The following is a 17415-nucleotide window of genomic DNA, read 5'->3' on the forward strand; positions in this document are numbered from 1 at the left end:
GAAACATAAATCTGCAAATAAAAAACTGGAATTATTTTCTAATTTAAAAAGTGATTACTACAATACAATCCTTATATGATAGACAATTCTCTGCTCTTATATTATAATTTACTCATAAGTTAATGTCAAATACGTATATATTATATAGAAGAAAATGGAGGCAAATAAAAAATGGGAACTAATTTACAAGAAATGTTTAAGAAACTTCCGCAAGTTTCAGAAATTTTAGAATCGGAAGAAATTTTACAAGCGTACGAAGAATATCCTGAAAGTTTAATAAAAGACTCAGTAAGAGAATCGATAGAATTTTTTAGAAATAGAATATTAAATAAAGAAGAGTTTGACTTTTATAACAAAGATGTTATTGACAAGGCATTTGAATTGATGGACAAAAACTTCTCGCCATCATTGAAACCTGTAATAAATGCAACAGGAGTTATTTTACATACAAACCTTGGTAGATCATTATTAAATGAAAAAGTAGTCGATAACTTATGCAAAATTGCTGGGAATTATTCTAACTTAGAATATGACTTAGATGAAGGAAAAAGAGGCTCAAGATATGTCCATGCTGTAGAACTTTTGAAAAGAATTACAAAAGCTGAAGATGCTGTAGTAGTAAATAACAATGCGTCGGCAGTTTTTCTTACTCTAAATACTTTGGCTCAAAACAAAGAAGCTATTATAAGTAGGGGAGAATTGGTAGAAGTTGGAGGATCTTTTAGAATATCTTCCATTATGGAAAAATCTGGAGCGAAGTTAGTAGAAGTTGGTTCAACTAACAAAACCCACATGTACGATTATGAAGATAATATTAATGAAGAAACTGCTCTTATTATGAAGGTTCACACTTCAAATTATTCTGTAGTAGGATTTAGTGAAAGTGTAAGTGGAGATGAATTGAGACAATTGTGTGATGAAAAAGGCATACATTTAATAGAAGATTTGGGTTCTGGTTCTTTAATAGATTTGTCGAAGTTTGGTCTAAGCTACGAAAGAACTGTCAAGGACTGTATTAATGAAGGAATTGATTTGGTATCATTCTCTGGAGACAAGATTTTAGGTGGTCCACAAGCTGGAATTATTGTAGGTAAGAAAGAATTGATATCTAAGATTAAGAAAAATCAATTATTAAGAGCATTCAGAGTTGACAAGTTTACATTAGGAGCATTGGAAGAAACACTCAAATTTTACTTAGATGAAGAAAAAGCAATTGCAAATATTCCTACTTTGAAGATGATATCTATGCCAAAAGAAGAAATTCTTCGAAAAGCAGAAAAACTAAAATCTATGATTGAAAAAGAAGTAGACTTGAATATGGAAATTGTTGAATCGCAAAGCGAAGTAGGAGGCGGGGCATATCCATTAGATAAATTAGATTCATATTCAATTGCTATAAAACCAGATATGAAGGTGTCTGAATTTGAAAGAGGTCTCAGATTATCAAAAGATCACATTATAGGAACTGTTCACGATGATACATTCTTCATGGATTTAAGATGTATTTTTGAAAAAGATTTTGAAAGAATTGTAAAAGTGATTAAACTCAATACTATTTTGAAAAAAATGCCAATGTGATTTAACTGAATATTATTATAAAATCTTATATGAAAATCCCGAATTGATAATTCGGGATTTTTGATTTATTGAACAAAAATTTTAGAAAAAATGTAGGAAAAAATTTACAAATTTAGATTAAATATGTTATAATGACTAAACAGGAATTAATCCTTGTTTTTTTATTGTTTACTATTTGAATGTAAAAATATTAGGTTAATTTATATTTAACTCTTTGCATTTTTTGGAAAACGATACACTTATAATATCAATCGGAAGAAAAATCAATAGGAGGTAATTTATGAAACAAAAATATAACATAGGGCAGGTAATCACCTATGCAGGAGCGTTTATCGCTTTACTTATTGGATCTGGATTTGCAACGGGCCAAGAAATTTTACAATTCTTTTCTTCATATAGATTATATGGATTAATCGGAATTATGATATGTTTTGGATTGTTCACGTTTGCAGGATTATCATTTTTGAATGATGGTTATTATCAAAAATTTGAAAAACCAAATGATATTTACAAGTTGATGTGTGGAAATAAGATAGGTACTATTTTTGACTATTACGCAGTATTTTTTATTTTCTTATCTTACACAGTTATGATTGCTGGTGCACAAGCAACAGCAGTTCAACACTTTAATGCTCCAAAATATGTCGGAGGAGCTATTATGGCGGCAGTTGTAATTCTAGTTGTAATGCTAGGATTGGGAAAAATTGTCGATGTTATTGGTAAAATCGGACCAGTAATAGCAATAATGGCGATAGTTATTGGGATTATTTCAATTGTAATGAACATGGATAAGTTGCAATCAAGCTTGGCTCTAATGGACCAATTAGTAAAAGGTGGACAAGTTAAAGTGGCGAGCAAGAATTTCTTCTTGGCAGCTGGATCTTACGTTGGATTTAACATGATATGGTTGGTTGCTTTCTTGGCTGAAGTTGGTAATAAAGCAAAAAGCTTGAAAGATGCTCAAGCTGGTGTTTATGTAGGTGCTACAGGATTTTCTGTTGCAATATTTATCATGAGTATTGCTATCATATTATCAATTCCTGATTTGTACAACTCACAAATTCCTGTGTTGATTTTGGCAGGGAAAATACATCCATTATTAGCAACAGTTTTCTCAATCTTTATCATGCTTGGAATATTTACGACATCTGTTCCATTATTATGGACTGTAACTGGAAGATTCTATAAAGAAGGAACTAAAAAATACAAACTATTTACATTAATTGCTGGAATTGTTGGAGCAATTATCGGTTTGACATTAAAATTTGACTCATTAGTAAATGTAGTTTATGTAGTTAATGGTTATATCGGAATGGTTTTATTAGCATGGATGATATTTAGAAGTGCATCAGGTAGAGCAAAAAAACAAAGCATAGATGGCGCTAAGAGAAACAATATTGAATATGAAAATTAATTTAAGTCGGCGAATTATTCGCTGACTTTTTTATATGTTCATTTATAAAAATTTACTATTAATCAGATAAATAAATAACAATATAATTTAACCTAAAGTTAAAAAATCAAGAAAAAAACAGCCTAATTAAAGGCTGTTTTCTTTTTAAATAATAATAAGAAGAATATTCACTTTCAAGTGAAATGTTAGATTTTATAAAAATTTACAATATTCGCTTCTGATATCATTCATTTCTTCAGCGATTTCATCAACGTCAAGAACCATTTCCATCATACCAACTTGTTCATCATAAACGTCAGCATCAAATTGTTCTTTACATTCTTCTTCTACAACATGGTAAACTAACAATCCAAGTTCAACGCCTGCTAATGGGCCTGCGAATGTTGGGTCACCTGCTGTTACTGTTTCAGCTGCAAGACCTGCAGCTTCAGCTTCTGCGGCACCTAGAAGAACCACGATGTTTTCAGCTCCGTATTGATCAGCGAAGTCTTTAACTCTCTTTTGGTTTTCTAAGTCCATAGCTCCTGCGCTAGTTCAGACAAAGCATTCAGTACTTGAGAAGATTACTTCTGTGTTAGAAACAGTGTTTACACATGTTTCAATTGCAAGACCTGGAATTCCATCACGGTCTCCAATGATTATAACTTTTTTATTTTCTAAAAAACCCATAATACATCCTTTCTTTAATTTAAAATATATTTTTCATTCCCTCAAAAGAATGAAATTACCACAATCGAACGCCTATCGTTCGTTGACATCCTAATAATATCATAATTAAAAAAAATTGCAAATTTCACAGTGGAAATTTGCAATTCTTTTATAGAAAATCTCAATAAATGAAAATTAGAATTTATCTACGTATTTTTCAGCTTGAGTAGCAGCGATAGCACCGTCAGCTGCAGCAGTAACTACTTGACGTAGAGTTTTTTGTCTAACATCACCAGCTACATAAACGCCTTCAACGTTAGTGTGCATTTCTTCATCGCCTAAAATATATCCATATTCGTCTAATTCAATCTTGCCTTTGAATACATCAGAGTAAGGAATAGTACCTACGAATACGAATACACCCATTGTTCCGTCATCTTCGTCACAGTGATATTCTTCTTCTTTACCAGATTCTTTGTCAACCATAACGATTGATTCCAAGATTCCTTCACCTTTAATTTCTTTAATAGAAGTGTTGAATCTCATTGATAAGTTATCGCAAGCTTTTGCTTCATCTTCAGCAGTTTTATCACATTTTAAGTGATCGCCTCTAACTAAAAGAGTAACTTTTCTAGCGAATTTTGTTAAGTAAGTAGCTTCTTCGACAGCAGAGTTACCACTACCAACAACGAATACTTCTAAGTCAGTAAAGAAATCTGCGTCGCAAGTTGCACAGTAAGATACACCTTTACCAGTGAATTCTTTTTCACCAGGGCATCCTAATTTTCTTGGAGCAGCACCAGTTGCAATAATAACAGCTTTAGCTTCTAATACATCTCCATTTTTTAATGTAAGTTTTTTAACTTTGTCTGAAAAGTCAACGTCTACAACATCTGCTCTTCTAATTTCAAGACCAAAGTTGTCGATTTGGTCAGCCATTTTTTTGATTAAGCTTGGACCAGATTCTCCAACGATTCCACCTGGATAGTTTTCAATAGAATCAGTAGTAGTGATTTGACCACCAGTTTTTTCTTTTTCAACTATCAATGTGTTCATCTTAGCACGTGCAGCGTATAAACCAGCTGATAAACCAGCAGGACCAGCACCAATAATAATTAAATCATACATGTAAATTCACTCCTTAAAATTTCTTTTGAGTAAGAACTCTATAAATAATAATATCACAAATAATCAAAAAAATCACTATTAAGCAGTTTTTTGGAAGAAAAAACTAATTATGACAAAAATGTAACAATTCAAACATTAGCGTAATATAGCAATTAGTTTACAATAAAACAAAAAATATTTACAAAATAACAAAAAATTTAGTAAAGTTGTTGATTTTTAAAAAAAACATAGTATAATAATAGTAAGAGATATGAAAAGATTTTCATAAGTGATTTGGTTAGGGTTACTTAAGTCAAGCATTCGCATTAATTTTATTTAATAATCCAGGATATAAAACAAAAAATGCTTGACATAAACAAATTTGAGAGAAGATTTGTTGTATCATATTTTAATCACAATAAAGGTTTTCAAGTATCTCAAAAAATTTAAGGAGGAAATATTATGGATCAAAAAGTATTGAACGATACCATAGTGGCCATTAACAGTTTTCTAAGTAATAATATTTTATTAATTGCACTTTTAGGTTGCGGTATTTTCTACACAATCTATTCAAAAGGTGTTCAATTTAGAAAATTAGGCGCAGCATTTAAACAAACTTTTGGAGGAGTTTTCTCAAAAGAAAAGAAATCTGGAGACGAAGGAGTATCTTCTTTCCAAGCATTAGCAGTAGCTATAGCAGCTCAAGTAGGTACTGGAAACGTTGCAGGGGTTGCAACAGCTATCATGGCAGGTGGTCCAGGAGCAATATTCTGGATGTGGTTAGCAGCAATACTAGGTATGGCTACAATCTACGCCGAAGCAGTTTTAGCACAAAAATTTAGAGAAAAAGACGATGAAGGCAACTTCGTCGGAGGTCCTGCATACTACATTAAAAATGGTATTGGACCAAAACATCCTGGATTAGCAAAAGTGATGTCAACAGCATTTGCGATTTTAATCGTAATTGCATTAGGATTCGTAGGTAACATAGTTCAATCAAACTCAATTGCAACAAGTGTTGTAGCAGCTACTGGTGGTAAACTTAATCCTATTATTGTAGGTATTGTAGTTGCAGTATTAGCCGGTGGAGTATTCATTGGTGGTATTAAGAGAATTGCAAACTTTGCTCAATTAGTAGTTCCTTTCATGGCATTAGTTTATATAATAGCTGCAATTATAATGATGGTTAAATTCCACGCTCACATTATTCCAGCATTCAAACTTATATTTGAAGCAGCTTTCAATCCAGAAGCAGCTCTTGGTGGTGCATTAGGTATTACAATTAAAATGGCAGCAGCTAAAGGTGTTGGTAGAGGATTATTCTCTAACGAAGCTGGTATGGGTTCTACACCACACGCTCACGCTACAGCTAATGTAGCTCACCCTGTATTACAAGGTTACACAGCTATGGTTGGTGTATTCATAGATACTATCGTTATTTGTACAGTAACAGCATTAATGATTTTAGTTACAGAAGCTTGGACAGATAAAAGTCTTAATGGTGCATTAGTTACTCAAGAAGCTTTTACTAGAGCTTTTGGACCTACTGGTACAATTTTACTTGCGGTTGCATTAGGATTCTTCGCATTTACAACTATAGTTGGTTGGTATTACTTCGGTGAAACAAACATCAGATTCTTATTCGGTCATAAAGGTTTGTGGCCTTACAGAATTTTAGTATTGTTATGTATCATTGCAGGTTCTTTACAAGAAGTAGACTTAGTATGGAACACAGCTGACTTAACAAACTCACTAATGGTTATACCAAACATTATCGCTATCATTATGCTTCATAAACACGTTAAGAATATGACTTTACATTATGAAACAAATGGTAAAGAAGGTTCATTATAAAATAAGTCAAGATTTATTTATAAGAGATAAAAAGCATCACGAAAGTGGTGCTTTTTATTTGTTTAAAAGCATTTTAAATACGATTCATGAAAAATTGAATTTGATTTATTGGAAAGTAATATAAATTTAATAGGGAAAATGCATATAAAATTAATAGAAATTATTTAGAAATCGGGATTTGAAACCATAAATAAACTAAAAAATTGCAAAAAAAAAATACCAGAAAAGTCTGGTAAATATGTAAGCACACCCGAGTCTGTTAGAAAAAGCGGAGGCGATCCCTACTAGTTAGCTCAAAATAGGCACCCTCACATCACACAGGAATGACTGCTTATGGCTGCTACCTTCCGATCCTGACCAGGTTCACAGGTTCCTGTTGCGTGAGACCCACTTCTCAACACCACTTTTTAAGTTCATACCAACACTTTTAATCCCTCGCTCGGGAATTCGATCCTGCTGTAGCGATTGCAGGTAACAGGGCATCGCTAATTCCCCATCTAGTGCATGGCGGAGAGTAAGGGATTTGAACCCTTGAAACACGTTAATGTTTACATGATTTCCAATCATGCTCCTTCGGCCAACTCGGACAACTCTCCATATCATATTGTTAAATTATAATATGATAATTAACATTTGTCAAATTTTTACATTATTTATAATTGTAGATTTTTGATGATAAATTTGAAAGAAAATGGATGTTTTGAATAAAATTTTTCAACAAAAAAGTAGTATGTCGAAAAAGACATACTACATAAAATCAAATTGATTATTTCTTTTTAATTTTGTTAATAATAGATAGTAAAATTACTGAACCTAAAATTGCAACTAAAATGCTGTAAAGGTTGAATCCATTTACTCCACTTTTTCCGATAATACTCATTACCCAGCCACCGATTGTAGCTCCGACAATTCCGCAAAGAATGTTAGCACCTGCTCCCATGTTTGCATCGTTACCAGTAATTTTAGATCCTATCCATCCTGCTAATGCTCCTACTATAATCCATGAAATAATTCCCATATATAATACCTCCTTAAAGTATTCTAATTTATTACAATGTATTTATACCCGTATGATTTAAATTATAAACATTTTTAACAAATTTTTGACATTTTTTGTAAAAATAATGTAAATTAAACGAAAAATTATTGTAAATTTGACAATTTAACTGATAAAATATAGTAAAATTAAACTAAAGAGGTGTTTTTATGATTTATGCAGTCATTGATATAGGATCAAATACAATTAGATTATCGGTTTATAAAGTTATAGGAGATGAAGTTAAGAATCTTTTTAACGAAAAATCAAGTGCTTCACTGGCATCATTCATAGAAAAAGGGATGATGAACGAACATGGGATTCAAAAGTTGATTAATACACTAAAAGAATTTAAGAATTTGATTTCAAATTTTGAAGATATTTCAAAAACATATGCAATCGCTACTGCATCCATTAGAAATTCTTGTAATAGACGAGAAATCATTGAAAGAGTTCGAACAGAAGTAGGAATAGACATTGAACTTATTAGCGGAGAAGAGGAAGCAAAGTTATCTTTTTTAGGATCTGGAATCGATTCTCAAAGCGGTATATTGACTGATATTGGTGGTGGAAGCAGTGAGATTGTAGTATTTGAGCAGGGAAAAGTTGTGAAGACTTCTAGTTTGAATATAGGTTCACTAGTTGCTTTTGATAATTTTGCAAGAGGATTATTCATTACTAAAGATGAGAAAAAATTATTGGAAGATGATATAAAGTTGATGCTTGCTTCTAATAATCTCAACAGAGTTCAACACGATCTTGTGTGTGCTGTTGGTGGAAGTGCGAGAGCATGCCTTAAACTTTACAATGAATATTATGACAAGGAAGCTGGTAATGTAATTATTACTATGGATGGTTTGAAAAATCTCATTAATACTCTTATAAATATGGAAAACAGAGCAAAGATGAAATTGATTTTGAAAGTTAAGGCTGATAGAATTCACACATTGATTCCAGGAATGATAATTTTGTATAGAATTGCAAAATATTTCTACGCAGACATTATAAGAGTTAGTATGACTGGTATTAGAGAAGGATTCGTTTACAGTAAGATATTAGAAAGGGGATAAAATGAACGATATTTCATTCACCCAAAATAGGGAATTATCATGGTTAAAATTTAATGAAAGAGTGCTTGAGGAAGCAGCAGATAAAAGTGTAGAATTATTTGAAAGAGTTAAGTTTTTTTCTATATTTGATACTAATTTTGAAGAATTTTTCATGGTAAGAGTTGGAAGTCTAACAGATATCAATGATATGAAAAAAAAGGTCATTGACAACAAAACTCTTATGAGCACCCAAGAACAGATTGATTGCATTATGGATGAATCTAAAAGGTTGTATGAGAAAAAAGATACTGTGTATGAGGATTTGAAGCAAGATTTACAAGAAGAAAATGTAAGTATTTGTAGAGTTAATGAATTAGATGATAAAGAAAAAAGACTTGTTTATTATTATTTTAACTCTACCATTGCTCCTATATTGAGTTTTCAAATAGTAGATAGAGTTCATCCTTTTCCACAAATTCCAAACCTTGCAATTGTGGTTTTATTTCAATTAACATCTCAATCGAAAAACAAAAAGCAATTTATGGGACTTATTCAAGTACCGGATAAAATAAAAAGATATGTAAAATTATCTGACACAAAAGTTGTGCTTATTGAAGATATCATTAGAGAATTTGGTCAAGAAATATTTGATAACTACGATTGTACATCAAAGTACATATTGTCTGTAACTCGAAATGCAGATATAGAATATGACGATGAGGATTTGGAATTTGATGATGATTACAGATCATACATGAAAAAGATGATTAAACTCAGAAAAAGACTTAGACCTGTAAGACTTGAAATCAACGAATATCCTAATGAAGAAACAAGGGAATTCTTGTTGAAAAACCTGAATTTGACAGAGCATCGTATGTTTGTAACTAAAAGTCCTATGAGATGTGGATTTTTGTTTGATTTAGTGTATGATATGCCAAAGAATGTAATTAAAAAGTATACTTATGAGGATTTTTCTCCACAAGAATCTTCGATGATTTCAAAAGAAAAATCAGTTATAGAACAAGTTTACGATAAAGATTTGTTCCTATCATTTCCTTATGAATCAATTGATCCATTTATTAGACTTTTGAATGAGGCTGCAGAAGATGAGTCGGTAGTTTCCATCAAGATTACAATTTATAGATTGGCTAAAGATTCTGAAATCACTAAAGCCTTGATAAAGGCTGCTGAGAATGGCAAAGAGGTTGTGGTTCTTATGGAATTGAGAGCTAGATTTGATGAAGAAAATAATATTTTGTGGTCATCGAGATTAGAAAATGCTGGTTGTAGAATAATTTACGGATTTGATCACTACAAGTGCCATTCAAAAGTTTGTTTGATTACCAAGATTAAAGATGAAAAGATTTCTTATATTACACAAGTGGGTACGGGAAATTATAACGAAAAAACATCGAAACTCTACACTGATTTTTCTTATATGACAACGAGACAAGAGATTGGGGAAGATGCGAAGGAACTTTTCGATAATTTCTTGTTGGGAAAAATTGATGGTGAATACAAGCATTTGATGGTGAGTCCTCATTCTATGCAAGTTGGACTAGATAAATTAATCGATGAGCAAATTGAAAAAGCAAAAGTATCCGAAGATGGTTATATAAGAATTAAAATGAACTCTATTTCTGATAGAAAACTTATCGACAAATTATCCAAAGCTTCTTGTAAAGGAGTAAAGATTGATTTGATGGTGAGAGGAATTTGCTGTTTGGTTCCAGGAATAAAAGACAAGACTGAAAATATAAATGTTTATCAAGTTGTTGGAAGGTTTTTGGAACATCATAGAATTTATCAATTTGGTAAGGCCGAAAACTGTAAACTTTACATTTCTTCTGCAGATTTTATGACTAGAAATATCAGAAAAAGAGTGGAAGTTGCAGTTCCAATCTATGATGATTACATTAAGCACAGAATATTAAATTTTATGGATATAATGTTTGCCGATGATACGAAAATAAGAAAACTAAATTCTGATAAATCATATTCTAAGGTTGAAAATACTGAAAATAAAAACTCACAAGAAATTCTAATAGATATTGCAAAAGAAAATTCCGTAAAAAGAAATTTGCAATCAGATGATAATAGAGTTATTAGCTCACATTCTAATAAAACTATAAATCCAGATAATAATGATAATAAAAGGATAACTGTATTCGACAAAATTAAGAATTTCTTTAAAAACTTGACACATTAATAAATTATGTGAGAATATTTAGGTATAATTTTTAATGGGGTGAAATTATGACAGAAAGAAAAGTTCCTAATTTTTTGATTGAATCAAACACAGGAAGTAATATAAAAAACATCGTTGGAATAGTGAGTGGTAAAGGTGGGGTAGGAAAAAGCCTTGTCACTTGTTTATTGGCAAACGAAATGGCAAAAAAAGGATATAAAGTTGGTATCATGGATGGAGATATTACGGGACCATCTATACCAAAATATTTTGGATTAACTGAAAAGGCAACAGCTGATTCTGAAGGTCACATCAATCCTGTTACAACATCTAATGGAATTAAAGTTATATCAATGAATTTGATGCTTCCAAAAGATGATGATGCAGTAATTTGGAGAGGACCTGTAATCGCTGGAGTTGTTAAACAATTTTATCAAGATGTAAATTGGGGAGATTTAGATTATTTATTCGTGGATATGCCACCAGGAACTGGTGATGTACCATTGACTGTGTTCCAATCAATACCAATCAAAGGGATAGTTGTTGCAATGTCTCCATCAGGACTTGTAGAAATAATTGTAAAAAAAGCATTGCACATGGCAAAAATGATGGGCAAGAAAGTAATAGGATTAGTTGAAAATATGAGTTACTTGGAATGTCCAGATTGCGGAAAACACATAGAAGTTTTCGGAACAAGTACTGTTGATAAAATTGCACAAGAAGAAAATATAGATACAGTTTGTAAACTTCCAATTAATCCAGAAATTTCAAAATTAACTGAAACTGGAAAAATAAGTGACGTTGACACAAATTATTTGGAAAATATTACAAAGAAAATAGAAACTTTATAAATTACAAACAAAAAAACATTCTCTAAATTTGAGTATTACTCAAAATAGAGAATGTTTTTGTTTTTATAAATCGCTAACTGTAGTATCGTCTACTTCTTCTTTTTTTACAGAATTTTCATCTGTTTCAGGTTTCTTTTCATCTTCAAGGTTAAGAATTTCCATGAATTCTTCTCCAGTTATGGTTTCTTTTTCTAACAAGAATTTTGAAATTTCGTGAAGTTTATCGATGTTCTCGGTTAAAATATTTCTAGCTTTTTCGTGAGCGGATTTTATAATCGATTCGACTTTATTATCGATTTGTCCTGCTTTGTGATCACTTGCAGCTAATGTATTACCGCCGCCAAGATATTTAGAATTTGTAGTTTCCAAACTCATCATATCGAACTCATCAGTCATACCATATTGAGTGACCATTGCACGAGCGATTTTTGTAGCTTTTTCTATATCATTTGAAGCGCCAGTAGTTCTTGTGTTAAACACAACTTCTTCTGCACTTCTTCCTCCTGTTAATGTAACTATCATGTTAAATAGTTCTTCTTTACTCATGAGAAATTTTTCTTCTTGATCTACTTGCATTGTGTAGCCCAACGCACCGCTTGTTCTAGGAATAATTGTAATCTTAGTAACAGGAGCGGAATGTGATTGCATTGCAGCAACTAATGCGTGTCCTACTTCGTGATAAGCTATAAGTTCTTTTTCTTTTGGAGTTATAACTGTGCCTTTTCTTTGTTGGCCGGCAATTACAACTTCAACAGATTCTATCAAATCTTCTTGTGTTACGATATTTCTTCCCATTCTTACAGCTCTTAGTGCAGCTTCATTGACTATGTTTGCCAATTGAGCACCACTTGTACCTGCTGTCATCAAAGCAACTGCCTTGTAATCCATATCTTTTTCGATTTTGATTTTACGAGCGTGAACTTTAAGAATATCGATACGTCCTTGTAAATCTGGAAGTTCAACAGGAATTTGTCTGTCAAATCTACCAGGTCTAGTAAGTGCTGGATCCAAAATTTCTGGTCTATTAGTGGCAGCTAATATTACTACTCCAGAATTTCCGTCAAAACCGTCCATTTCATTTAACAATTGGTTAAGAGTTTGTTCTCTTTCATCATTACCAGAAATTCCTGCAGTATCACGTCTCTTACCGATAGCATCGATTTCGTCTATGAATACAATACAAGGAGCTTTATCTGCTGCTTGTTTGAATAAATCACGAACCTTGCTAGCTCCCAATCCGACAAACATTTCAACGAATTCTGAACCACTCATTGAAAAGAATGGAACTTTTGCTTCGCCAGCGACAGCTTGTGCAAGCAAAGTCTTACCAGTTCCAGGAGGTCCTACTAACAAAACTCCTTTTGGTAACACGGCACCAATTTCGTTGTATCTTTTTGGATCGTGCAAGAAATCTACAACTTCTAGTAAAGCATCCTTGGCTTCTTCTTGACCGGCAACATCTGTAAATTTCTTTCCAGTTTGACTTTCAACGTAAATTTTTGCATTGCTCTTACCAAATTGTAATGCATTGCCGCCCATTTTTTTAGTAGCTTGGCTCATTGCTAATTGCAAGAAACCAAATATTATTATAAATGGTAAAACAAATTGCAAGAAAATTGATAAAAGCGGAGCATATTTACTAGGAATATCACTTGAAAATTGAACTTTACTGTCCAATAGACGATCCACTAATTTTTCGTCTCTAATCAAGCCTGCTTTGTATATAACGTTGTTTTGGTTCTTAGCTTTGAAATTGATGTGAGTATCTAATATTTTTACCTCTTTAACTTCTCCTTTATCGAGCATTTCGACAAATTTATTATAAGGAACTTCTTCTTCTTTTGTTTTTGAAAAAGTAGGGAAAAGTAAGCCGGCAACCACAGCATAAAGAACTATAGCTATAAGATAATAAATTATTATCTTTTTCTTAGATTGCTTGTTTTCTTTCATATTGTGCCACTACATTAATTCAACGTTCAATTTTTCGTTCAATAAATTCAAGCTTTTAATAATACTGTTGTATTCTTCGTTAGTTAATTTAATTTGTTTTTTGTATTTTTCAGAAATTTCGTTAACTATGTTTTCGATAATTTCCTTGCCTTTTTCTGTTAAACGAACAGTAACAATTCTTTCGTCTTTTTCAGATCTTTTTCTTGAAACATATCCTTCTTTTTCTAATGCTTTACACAAGTTAGAAATGTTTCCTCCTGCCATACCAACTAACACTCCGATATCACCAATAGTTAAATCGTCGTTTTTTCCTAATTCAAATAAAGTTTTAACTTTCATAATAGTCAATCCGTATTTATCTGAAATTGGTGCTAATAAAGCGTCTGTTTTACGATAAGTTTCTCTCAATAATTGAGATAATTCTGTGTTTATTAAATTGTAATCCATACTTCCTCCATTTAATTTTTAAAATATTATGTATTTTGATATAATAAAATACACATAAGTGGTTATCCACTGATTACAGTATATATGTTAAATATATAGAAATTATGGAGATAAATTTAAATTATGGAAAATTTTAATAAAAAAGATTATAAAAAATTGTGGGTTAATTTTAAATCTAGTACACAAGCTATGGACATGCTTGTAATTTTATATAATATAGAAATTTTTGAAATATCTTTGATAACAATAGAATCCGATGTTAACAACAACGTATTGGACTTGATGGATAATTTGGATTGGGATGTAGAAGTTGTATTTTTGAAAGATTTTATGAGTGAAAATGATGTTGTTTTATCGAGATTTTTAGGTGATTTTAAAAATATTGACTTGCTTAATTTTTCAGATATGAAATATTTGTCAGAATTTTTTGCGGAAAATAACGAAACTTTGCAGTCAATAGATGATATTTTTATGTATGACAAATACATCAAATCAAATGAAAGTGATTTGAGTGTATTAAATGGAAAAAGTGTATTCATGATTACTAATGATACATTGAATAAAAATGATTATACTGATATTTTGAATGAAATGTTTGATGAATCATCAGAAAAATTAATAGAAGATTTGTTCTTGTTGTACGCATATTCCAAGAAAGATCATTTTATTTACGCACAAACAAATATAAATATTGATGAAGAAAATAATTTGATAGAAGGCGAAGGAATTGATACATATATTTCAGTTACATATAATATCGACAGATTTAGAGAATTTTTAGAAAGCGTGATTATTTAATGAATAAAAAGTTTAAAATAGGATCTTCGATGTCGCTTTTCTTAGCAAGTTTATCCATAGGAGTATTTTCAGGTGGATTGGCTGTTTTTTACAGATTTTTGCTAAGTAAATTAGAAGTGGTTAGAAATACTATTTACTCAAACAACAGTTTTCCAAGAGCAATTTTGATTATTGCAGTATCATTTGTACTTGGAATTTGTGTTAGTAAATTACTTAAATGGGCTCCATTATCGGGTGGTAGTGGTATTCCACAAGTTCAAGGAGAACTTATTGGAGCTTTTAATCAAAATAGTTTCAGAGTTACTGTATCCAAAATTGTTGGAGGTGCGATTGCATCGTTAGTGGGACTTTCTTTGGGAAGAGAAGGCCCATCAATACAATTGGGAGCAAGCAGTGCGAAGTGGCTTTCTGAAAAATTTGGAAAAAGCAAAACAGAAGAAAAATTGTACTTGACTGCAGGAGCTGCGGCGGGGCTTTCGGCTGCATTCTCGGCGCCGATTTCTGGGCTTGTGTTTATACTGGAAGAACTTCATAAATCTTTCTCGAAAAAAGTTGTTGCAATTAGCTTTTCAGCAGCGGTAATTGCAGATGTTATTGCAGTTTGGGTTTTCAAAATAAAACCAGTGTTTTCTTTTGGAATGACACATGTTCTTCCTACAAAATATTATTTGTTGATTTTCCCAATGATAATTATTTGCTCTGTTGTTGGGAAATTATTCAACTGTTCAATAACATTTTTCCAAGATATATTTGCAAAGATTAAGCTAGAACAAGATATAAAAATTGCGATATTTTTTGCATTTGTTTCAGTTGTTGGATTATTTTATAAAGATATTTTAGGTGGTGGACATTCTTTCATAGAAAATATGGCAACACACAATTACAATTCATTTTTTGTTTTGATAATACTTTTATTGTTCAAAATGTTTATGACATCGACATCTTATGCAACAGGAACTCAAGGTGGTATTTTCTTGCCTGTTTTAGTATTAGGTGGAATTACTGGGTTGTTTTATTTTAATTTAATGAGTGCGTTTGGATTCGTACAAGATGTTTATTTATCAAATTTTGTTGTTCTCGCTATGGTTTGCGTTTTAACAGCTGTTGTTAGAAGTCCACTGTTGAGTGTTGTCTTGGTATTGGAATTAAATGGTAACATGACACATTTATTGGGACTGGCATTTTGTTCAATCATGGCATATTTTATATGCAAGGCGTTGGATTTCGAACCAATTTACGATATTTTGTTGAAGAGAATGTTGAATAAAAGAGTCGAAGGGAATGGTGTAAACGACGAATTCACAATGTTCGATATAAAACTTGGGTATAATAATGGTGTTTCCAACAAAAAAATCAAAGATATTGATTTTCCAAAAGATGCATTGATTGCTGAAGTGGATTCAAATGGAGAAAAATACGTTCCAAATGGAGATAGCGTACTAAAAACAGGAGATATTGTCACTGTTTTAGTAAAAGATGAACAACTTTACGATACTAGAATGAAAGTTCTCGAAGTTTTTGGAGAAAATAATGGATAAAATAAAAGAAAACTTGAACTATATATTGCTTGCGATAGTTGCACTTCTCGTATGTATCTTGGTAGTAATGATGTTTTCTAAGAAAAATGTCTACACTATTAATACTGGAAACAGCACTGTTTTGAAGAAAAACTACGTAGTAACTCATTACGATAACAAAATTTTCATGTATAAGAATGAGGATTTAATTTTAAAAAAGGATTACGACGATAAAAAACCTTATTATTTTGATGGCAAATTTCTCTATTTGATTGATAAAAAGGATTTATTGCAATATAATACAAAAGGAAAGATAAATTCGAAACTTTCGTTTAAATCAGATATAAATTACATTTTTGCTAACAAAGATCACATTATTGTCGATTTAGAAAATGAGTTTTCAATTGTGAGTGATATGAAAGTTTTGGAAAGTTTTGATCTTAAAGATGAAGTATCGAGTCTGATAGCATCGAATAAATCAAACTATGCTTTAAGCACAATTGGAAAGCGTGATGGAAGAATTTTCTCTAAGATTTACATGTACGATGATAAAGGGCTTTTTTACAAAAATATATTTGTAGATAAGCCGATTTTTAGAATGAAATATGTCGGGGACAATTTGATTGTTGTGTTTGATGGATATATCAAAGTTTTTGACAAGGCTAATATTATAAAATCAAAATCTTTTGATGGAACAAAAAATGTCGGCATTTCTGATAACAACGTATATGTTATTACAAAAACAGGAGAGCTTTTGATATACGATAAAGATTTGAATTTGGTGAGCCAATCTAAAATAGACGATTCACTAAAAATTTATTCGAATGATAAAAACTGCATATTATATAACCAAAACGGGTATTTTATCTTTGAGGATTCCAAACTAGTGGAATATAAAGCATCCGATCTTAAATCAATAACAGGAGAAGATGATTTTTATTTAATATTTAATAACAGAATAGAAAGGATTAGGTAATT

14 protein-coding genes, 1 tRNA gene and 1 other RNA gene are annotated in these 17415 nt (G+C 31.3%); 9 read left to right on the forward strand and 7 right to left on the reverse strand.

The genetic code is table 11. The features are described from left to right. Positions 1 to 171 precede the first annotated feature (171 nt). Both selA and FMG_RS02295 read left to right on the forward strand, forming a co-directional pair. Entirely contained in the window at positions 172 to 1578 is a 1407-nt protein-coding gene (selA, locus tag FMG_RS02290) for an L-seryl-tRNA(Sec) selenium transferase (RefSeq protein WP_002841452.1), read from the forward strand. Positions 1579 to 1858: 280 nt separating this feature from the next. Further along, positions 1859 to 2992 carry a YkvI family membrane protein gene (locus FMG_RS02295; RefSeq protein WP_012290399.1) on the forward strand — a complete coding sequence of 378 codons (1134 nt, stop codon included), beginning with the start codon at positions 1859 to 1861 and terminating at the stop codon, positions 2990 to 2992. Between the two features lie 192 nt (positions 2993 to 3184). Here the strand turns inward: FMG_RS02295 and grdA are convergent, their stop codons facing one another. Further along, positions 3185 to 3661, reverse strand: coding sequence for a glycine/sarcosine/betaine reductase complex selenoprotein A (grdA, locus tag FMG_RS02300; RefSeq protein WP_080503389.1), 477 nt, complete (start codon positions 3659 to 3661; stop codon positions 3185 to 3187). Positions 3662 to 3835: 174 nt separating this feature from the next. Further along, on the reverse strand, positions 3836 to 4768 hold the full coding sequence (gene trxB / locus FMG_RS02310) for a thioredoxin-disulfide reductase (RefSeq protein WP_002837510.1): 933 nt from the start codon (positions 4766 to 4768) through the stop codon (positions 3836 to 3838). A gap of 441 nt (positions 4769 to 5209) precedes the next feature. On the opposite strand from trxB, the gene FMG_RS02315 reads away from it, so the two are divergent. Further along, positions 5210 to 6601 (forward strand): alanine/glycine:cation symporter family protein, encoded by a 1392-nt coding sequence (locus FMG_RS02315; protein WP_012290402.1) that lies wholly within the window; start codon positions 5210 to 5212, stop codon positions 6599 to 6601. A gap of 242 nt (positions 6602 to 6843) precedes the next feature. Here the strand turns inward: FMG_RS02315 and ffs are convergent. The 3 genes from ffs to FMG_RS02325 form a co-directional block, all read right to left on the reverse strand. Beyond that, positions 6844 to 7107: signal recognition particle sRNA large type (gene ffs, locus FMG_RS09535), an RNA gene on the reverse strand. Continuing rightward, positions 7107 to 7197, reverse strand: a tRNA-Ser gene (locus FMG_RS02320). Before FMG_RS02320 ends, ffs begins: the two co-directional genes overlap by 1 nt. Positions 7198 to 7367: 170 nt before the next feature. Next, positions 7368 to 7619 (reverse strand): GlsB/YeaQ/YmgE family stress response membrane protein, encoded by a 252-nt coding sequence (locus FMG_RS02325; RefSeq protein ID WP_002837517.1) that lies wholly within the window; start codon positions 7617 to 7619, stop codon positions 7368 to 7370. A 188-nt stretch (positions 7620 to 7807) separates the two neighbouring features. Here FMG_RS02325 and FMG_RS02330 point away from each other — a divergent pair, with 188 nt between their 5' ends. Genes FMG_RS02330 through FMG_RS02340 form a run of 3 tightly spaced genes read left to right on the forward strand, consistent with a single transcriptional unit; the run spans position 7808 to position 11725 of the window. Further along, positions 7808 to 8707 carry an ethanolamine ammonia-lyase reactivating factor EutA gene (locus FMG_RS02330; RefSeq protein WP_012290403.1) on the forward strand — a complete coding sequence of 300 codons (900 nt, stop codon included), beginning with the start codon at positions 7808 to 7810 and terminating at the stop codon, positions 8705 to 8707. A gap of 1 nt (position 8708) precedes the next feature. After that, entirely contained in the window at positions 8709 to 10895 is a 2187-nt protein-coding gene (locus tag FMG_RS02335; RefSeq protein ID WP_012290404.1) for an RNA degradosome polyphosphate kinase, read from the forward strand. Between the two features lie 47 nt (positions 10896 to 10942). Continuing rightward, positions 10943 to 11725 (forward strand): Mrp/NBP35 family ATP-binding protein, encoded by a 783-nt coding sequence (locus tag FMG_RS02340; RefSeq protein WP_002838559.1) that lies wholly within the window; start codon positions 10943 to 10945, stop codon positions 11723 to 11725. A 63-nt stretch (positions 11726 to 11788) separates the two neighbouring features. Here FMG_RS02340 and ftsH read toward each other — a convergent pair whose 3' ends face one another. Beyond that, a complete protein-coding gene (gene ftsH / locus FMG_RS02345) occupies positions 11789 to 13675 on the reverse strand; it encodes an ATP-dependent zinc metalloprotease FtsH (protein ID WP_002838569.1) in 1887 nt (628 codons plus the stop codon). A 9-nt stretch (positions 13676 to 13684) separates the two neighbouring features. Then, positions 13685 to 14122 (reverse strand): MarR family winged helix-turn-helix transcriptional regulator, encoded by a 438-nt coding sequence (locus tag FMG_RS02350; RefSeq protein WP_012290405.1) that lies wholly within the window; start codon positions 14120 to 14122, stop codon positions 13685 to 13687. A 123-nt stretch (positions 14123 to 14245) separates the two neighbouring features. Here FMG_RS02350 and FMG_RS02355 point away from each other — a divergent pair, with 123 nt between their 5' ends. Genes FMG_RS02355 through FMG_RS02365 form a run of 3 tightly spaced genes read left to right on the forward strand, consistent with a single transcriptional unit; the run spans position 14246 to position 17413 of the window. Further along, complete coding sequence (locus FMG_RS02355; protein ID WP_012290406.1) at positions 14246 to 14920, forward strand: hypothetical protein; 675 nt, start codon at positions 14246 to 14248, stop codon at positions 14918 to 14920. Then, positions 14920 to 16458 carry a ClC family H(+)/Cl(-) exchange transporter gene (locus tag FMG_RS02360; RefSeq protein WP_012290407.1) on the forward strand — a complete coding sequence of 513 codons (1539 nt, stop codon included), beginning with the start codon at positions 14920 to 14922 and terminating at the stop codon, positions 16456 to 16458. Before FMG_RS02355 ends, FMG_RS02360 begins: the two co-directional genes overlap by 1 nt. Continuing rightward, positions 16451 to 17413 (forward strand): hypothetical protein, encoded by a 963-nt coding sequence (locus tag FMG_RS02365; RefSeq protein WP_012290408.1) that lies wholly within the window; start codon positions 16451 to 16453, stop codon positions 17411 to 17413. The genes FMG_RS02360 and FMG_RS02365 overlap by 8 nt, the downstream gene beginning before the upstream one ends. Positions 17414 to 17415: the final 2 nt, after the last annotated feature.

It is taken from the genome of Finegoldia magna ATCC 29328, assembly GCF_000010185.1.
Classification (GTDB): Bacteria; Bacillota; Clostridia; order Tissierellales; family Peptoniphilaceae; genus Finegoldia; species Finegoldia magna_H.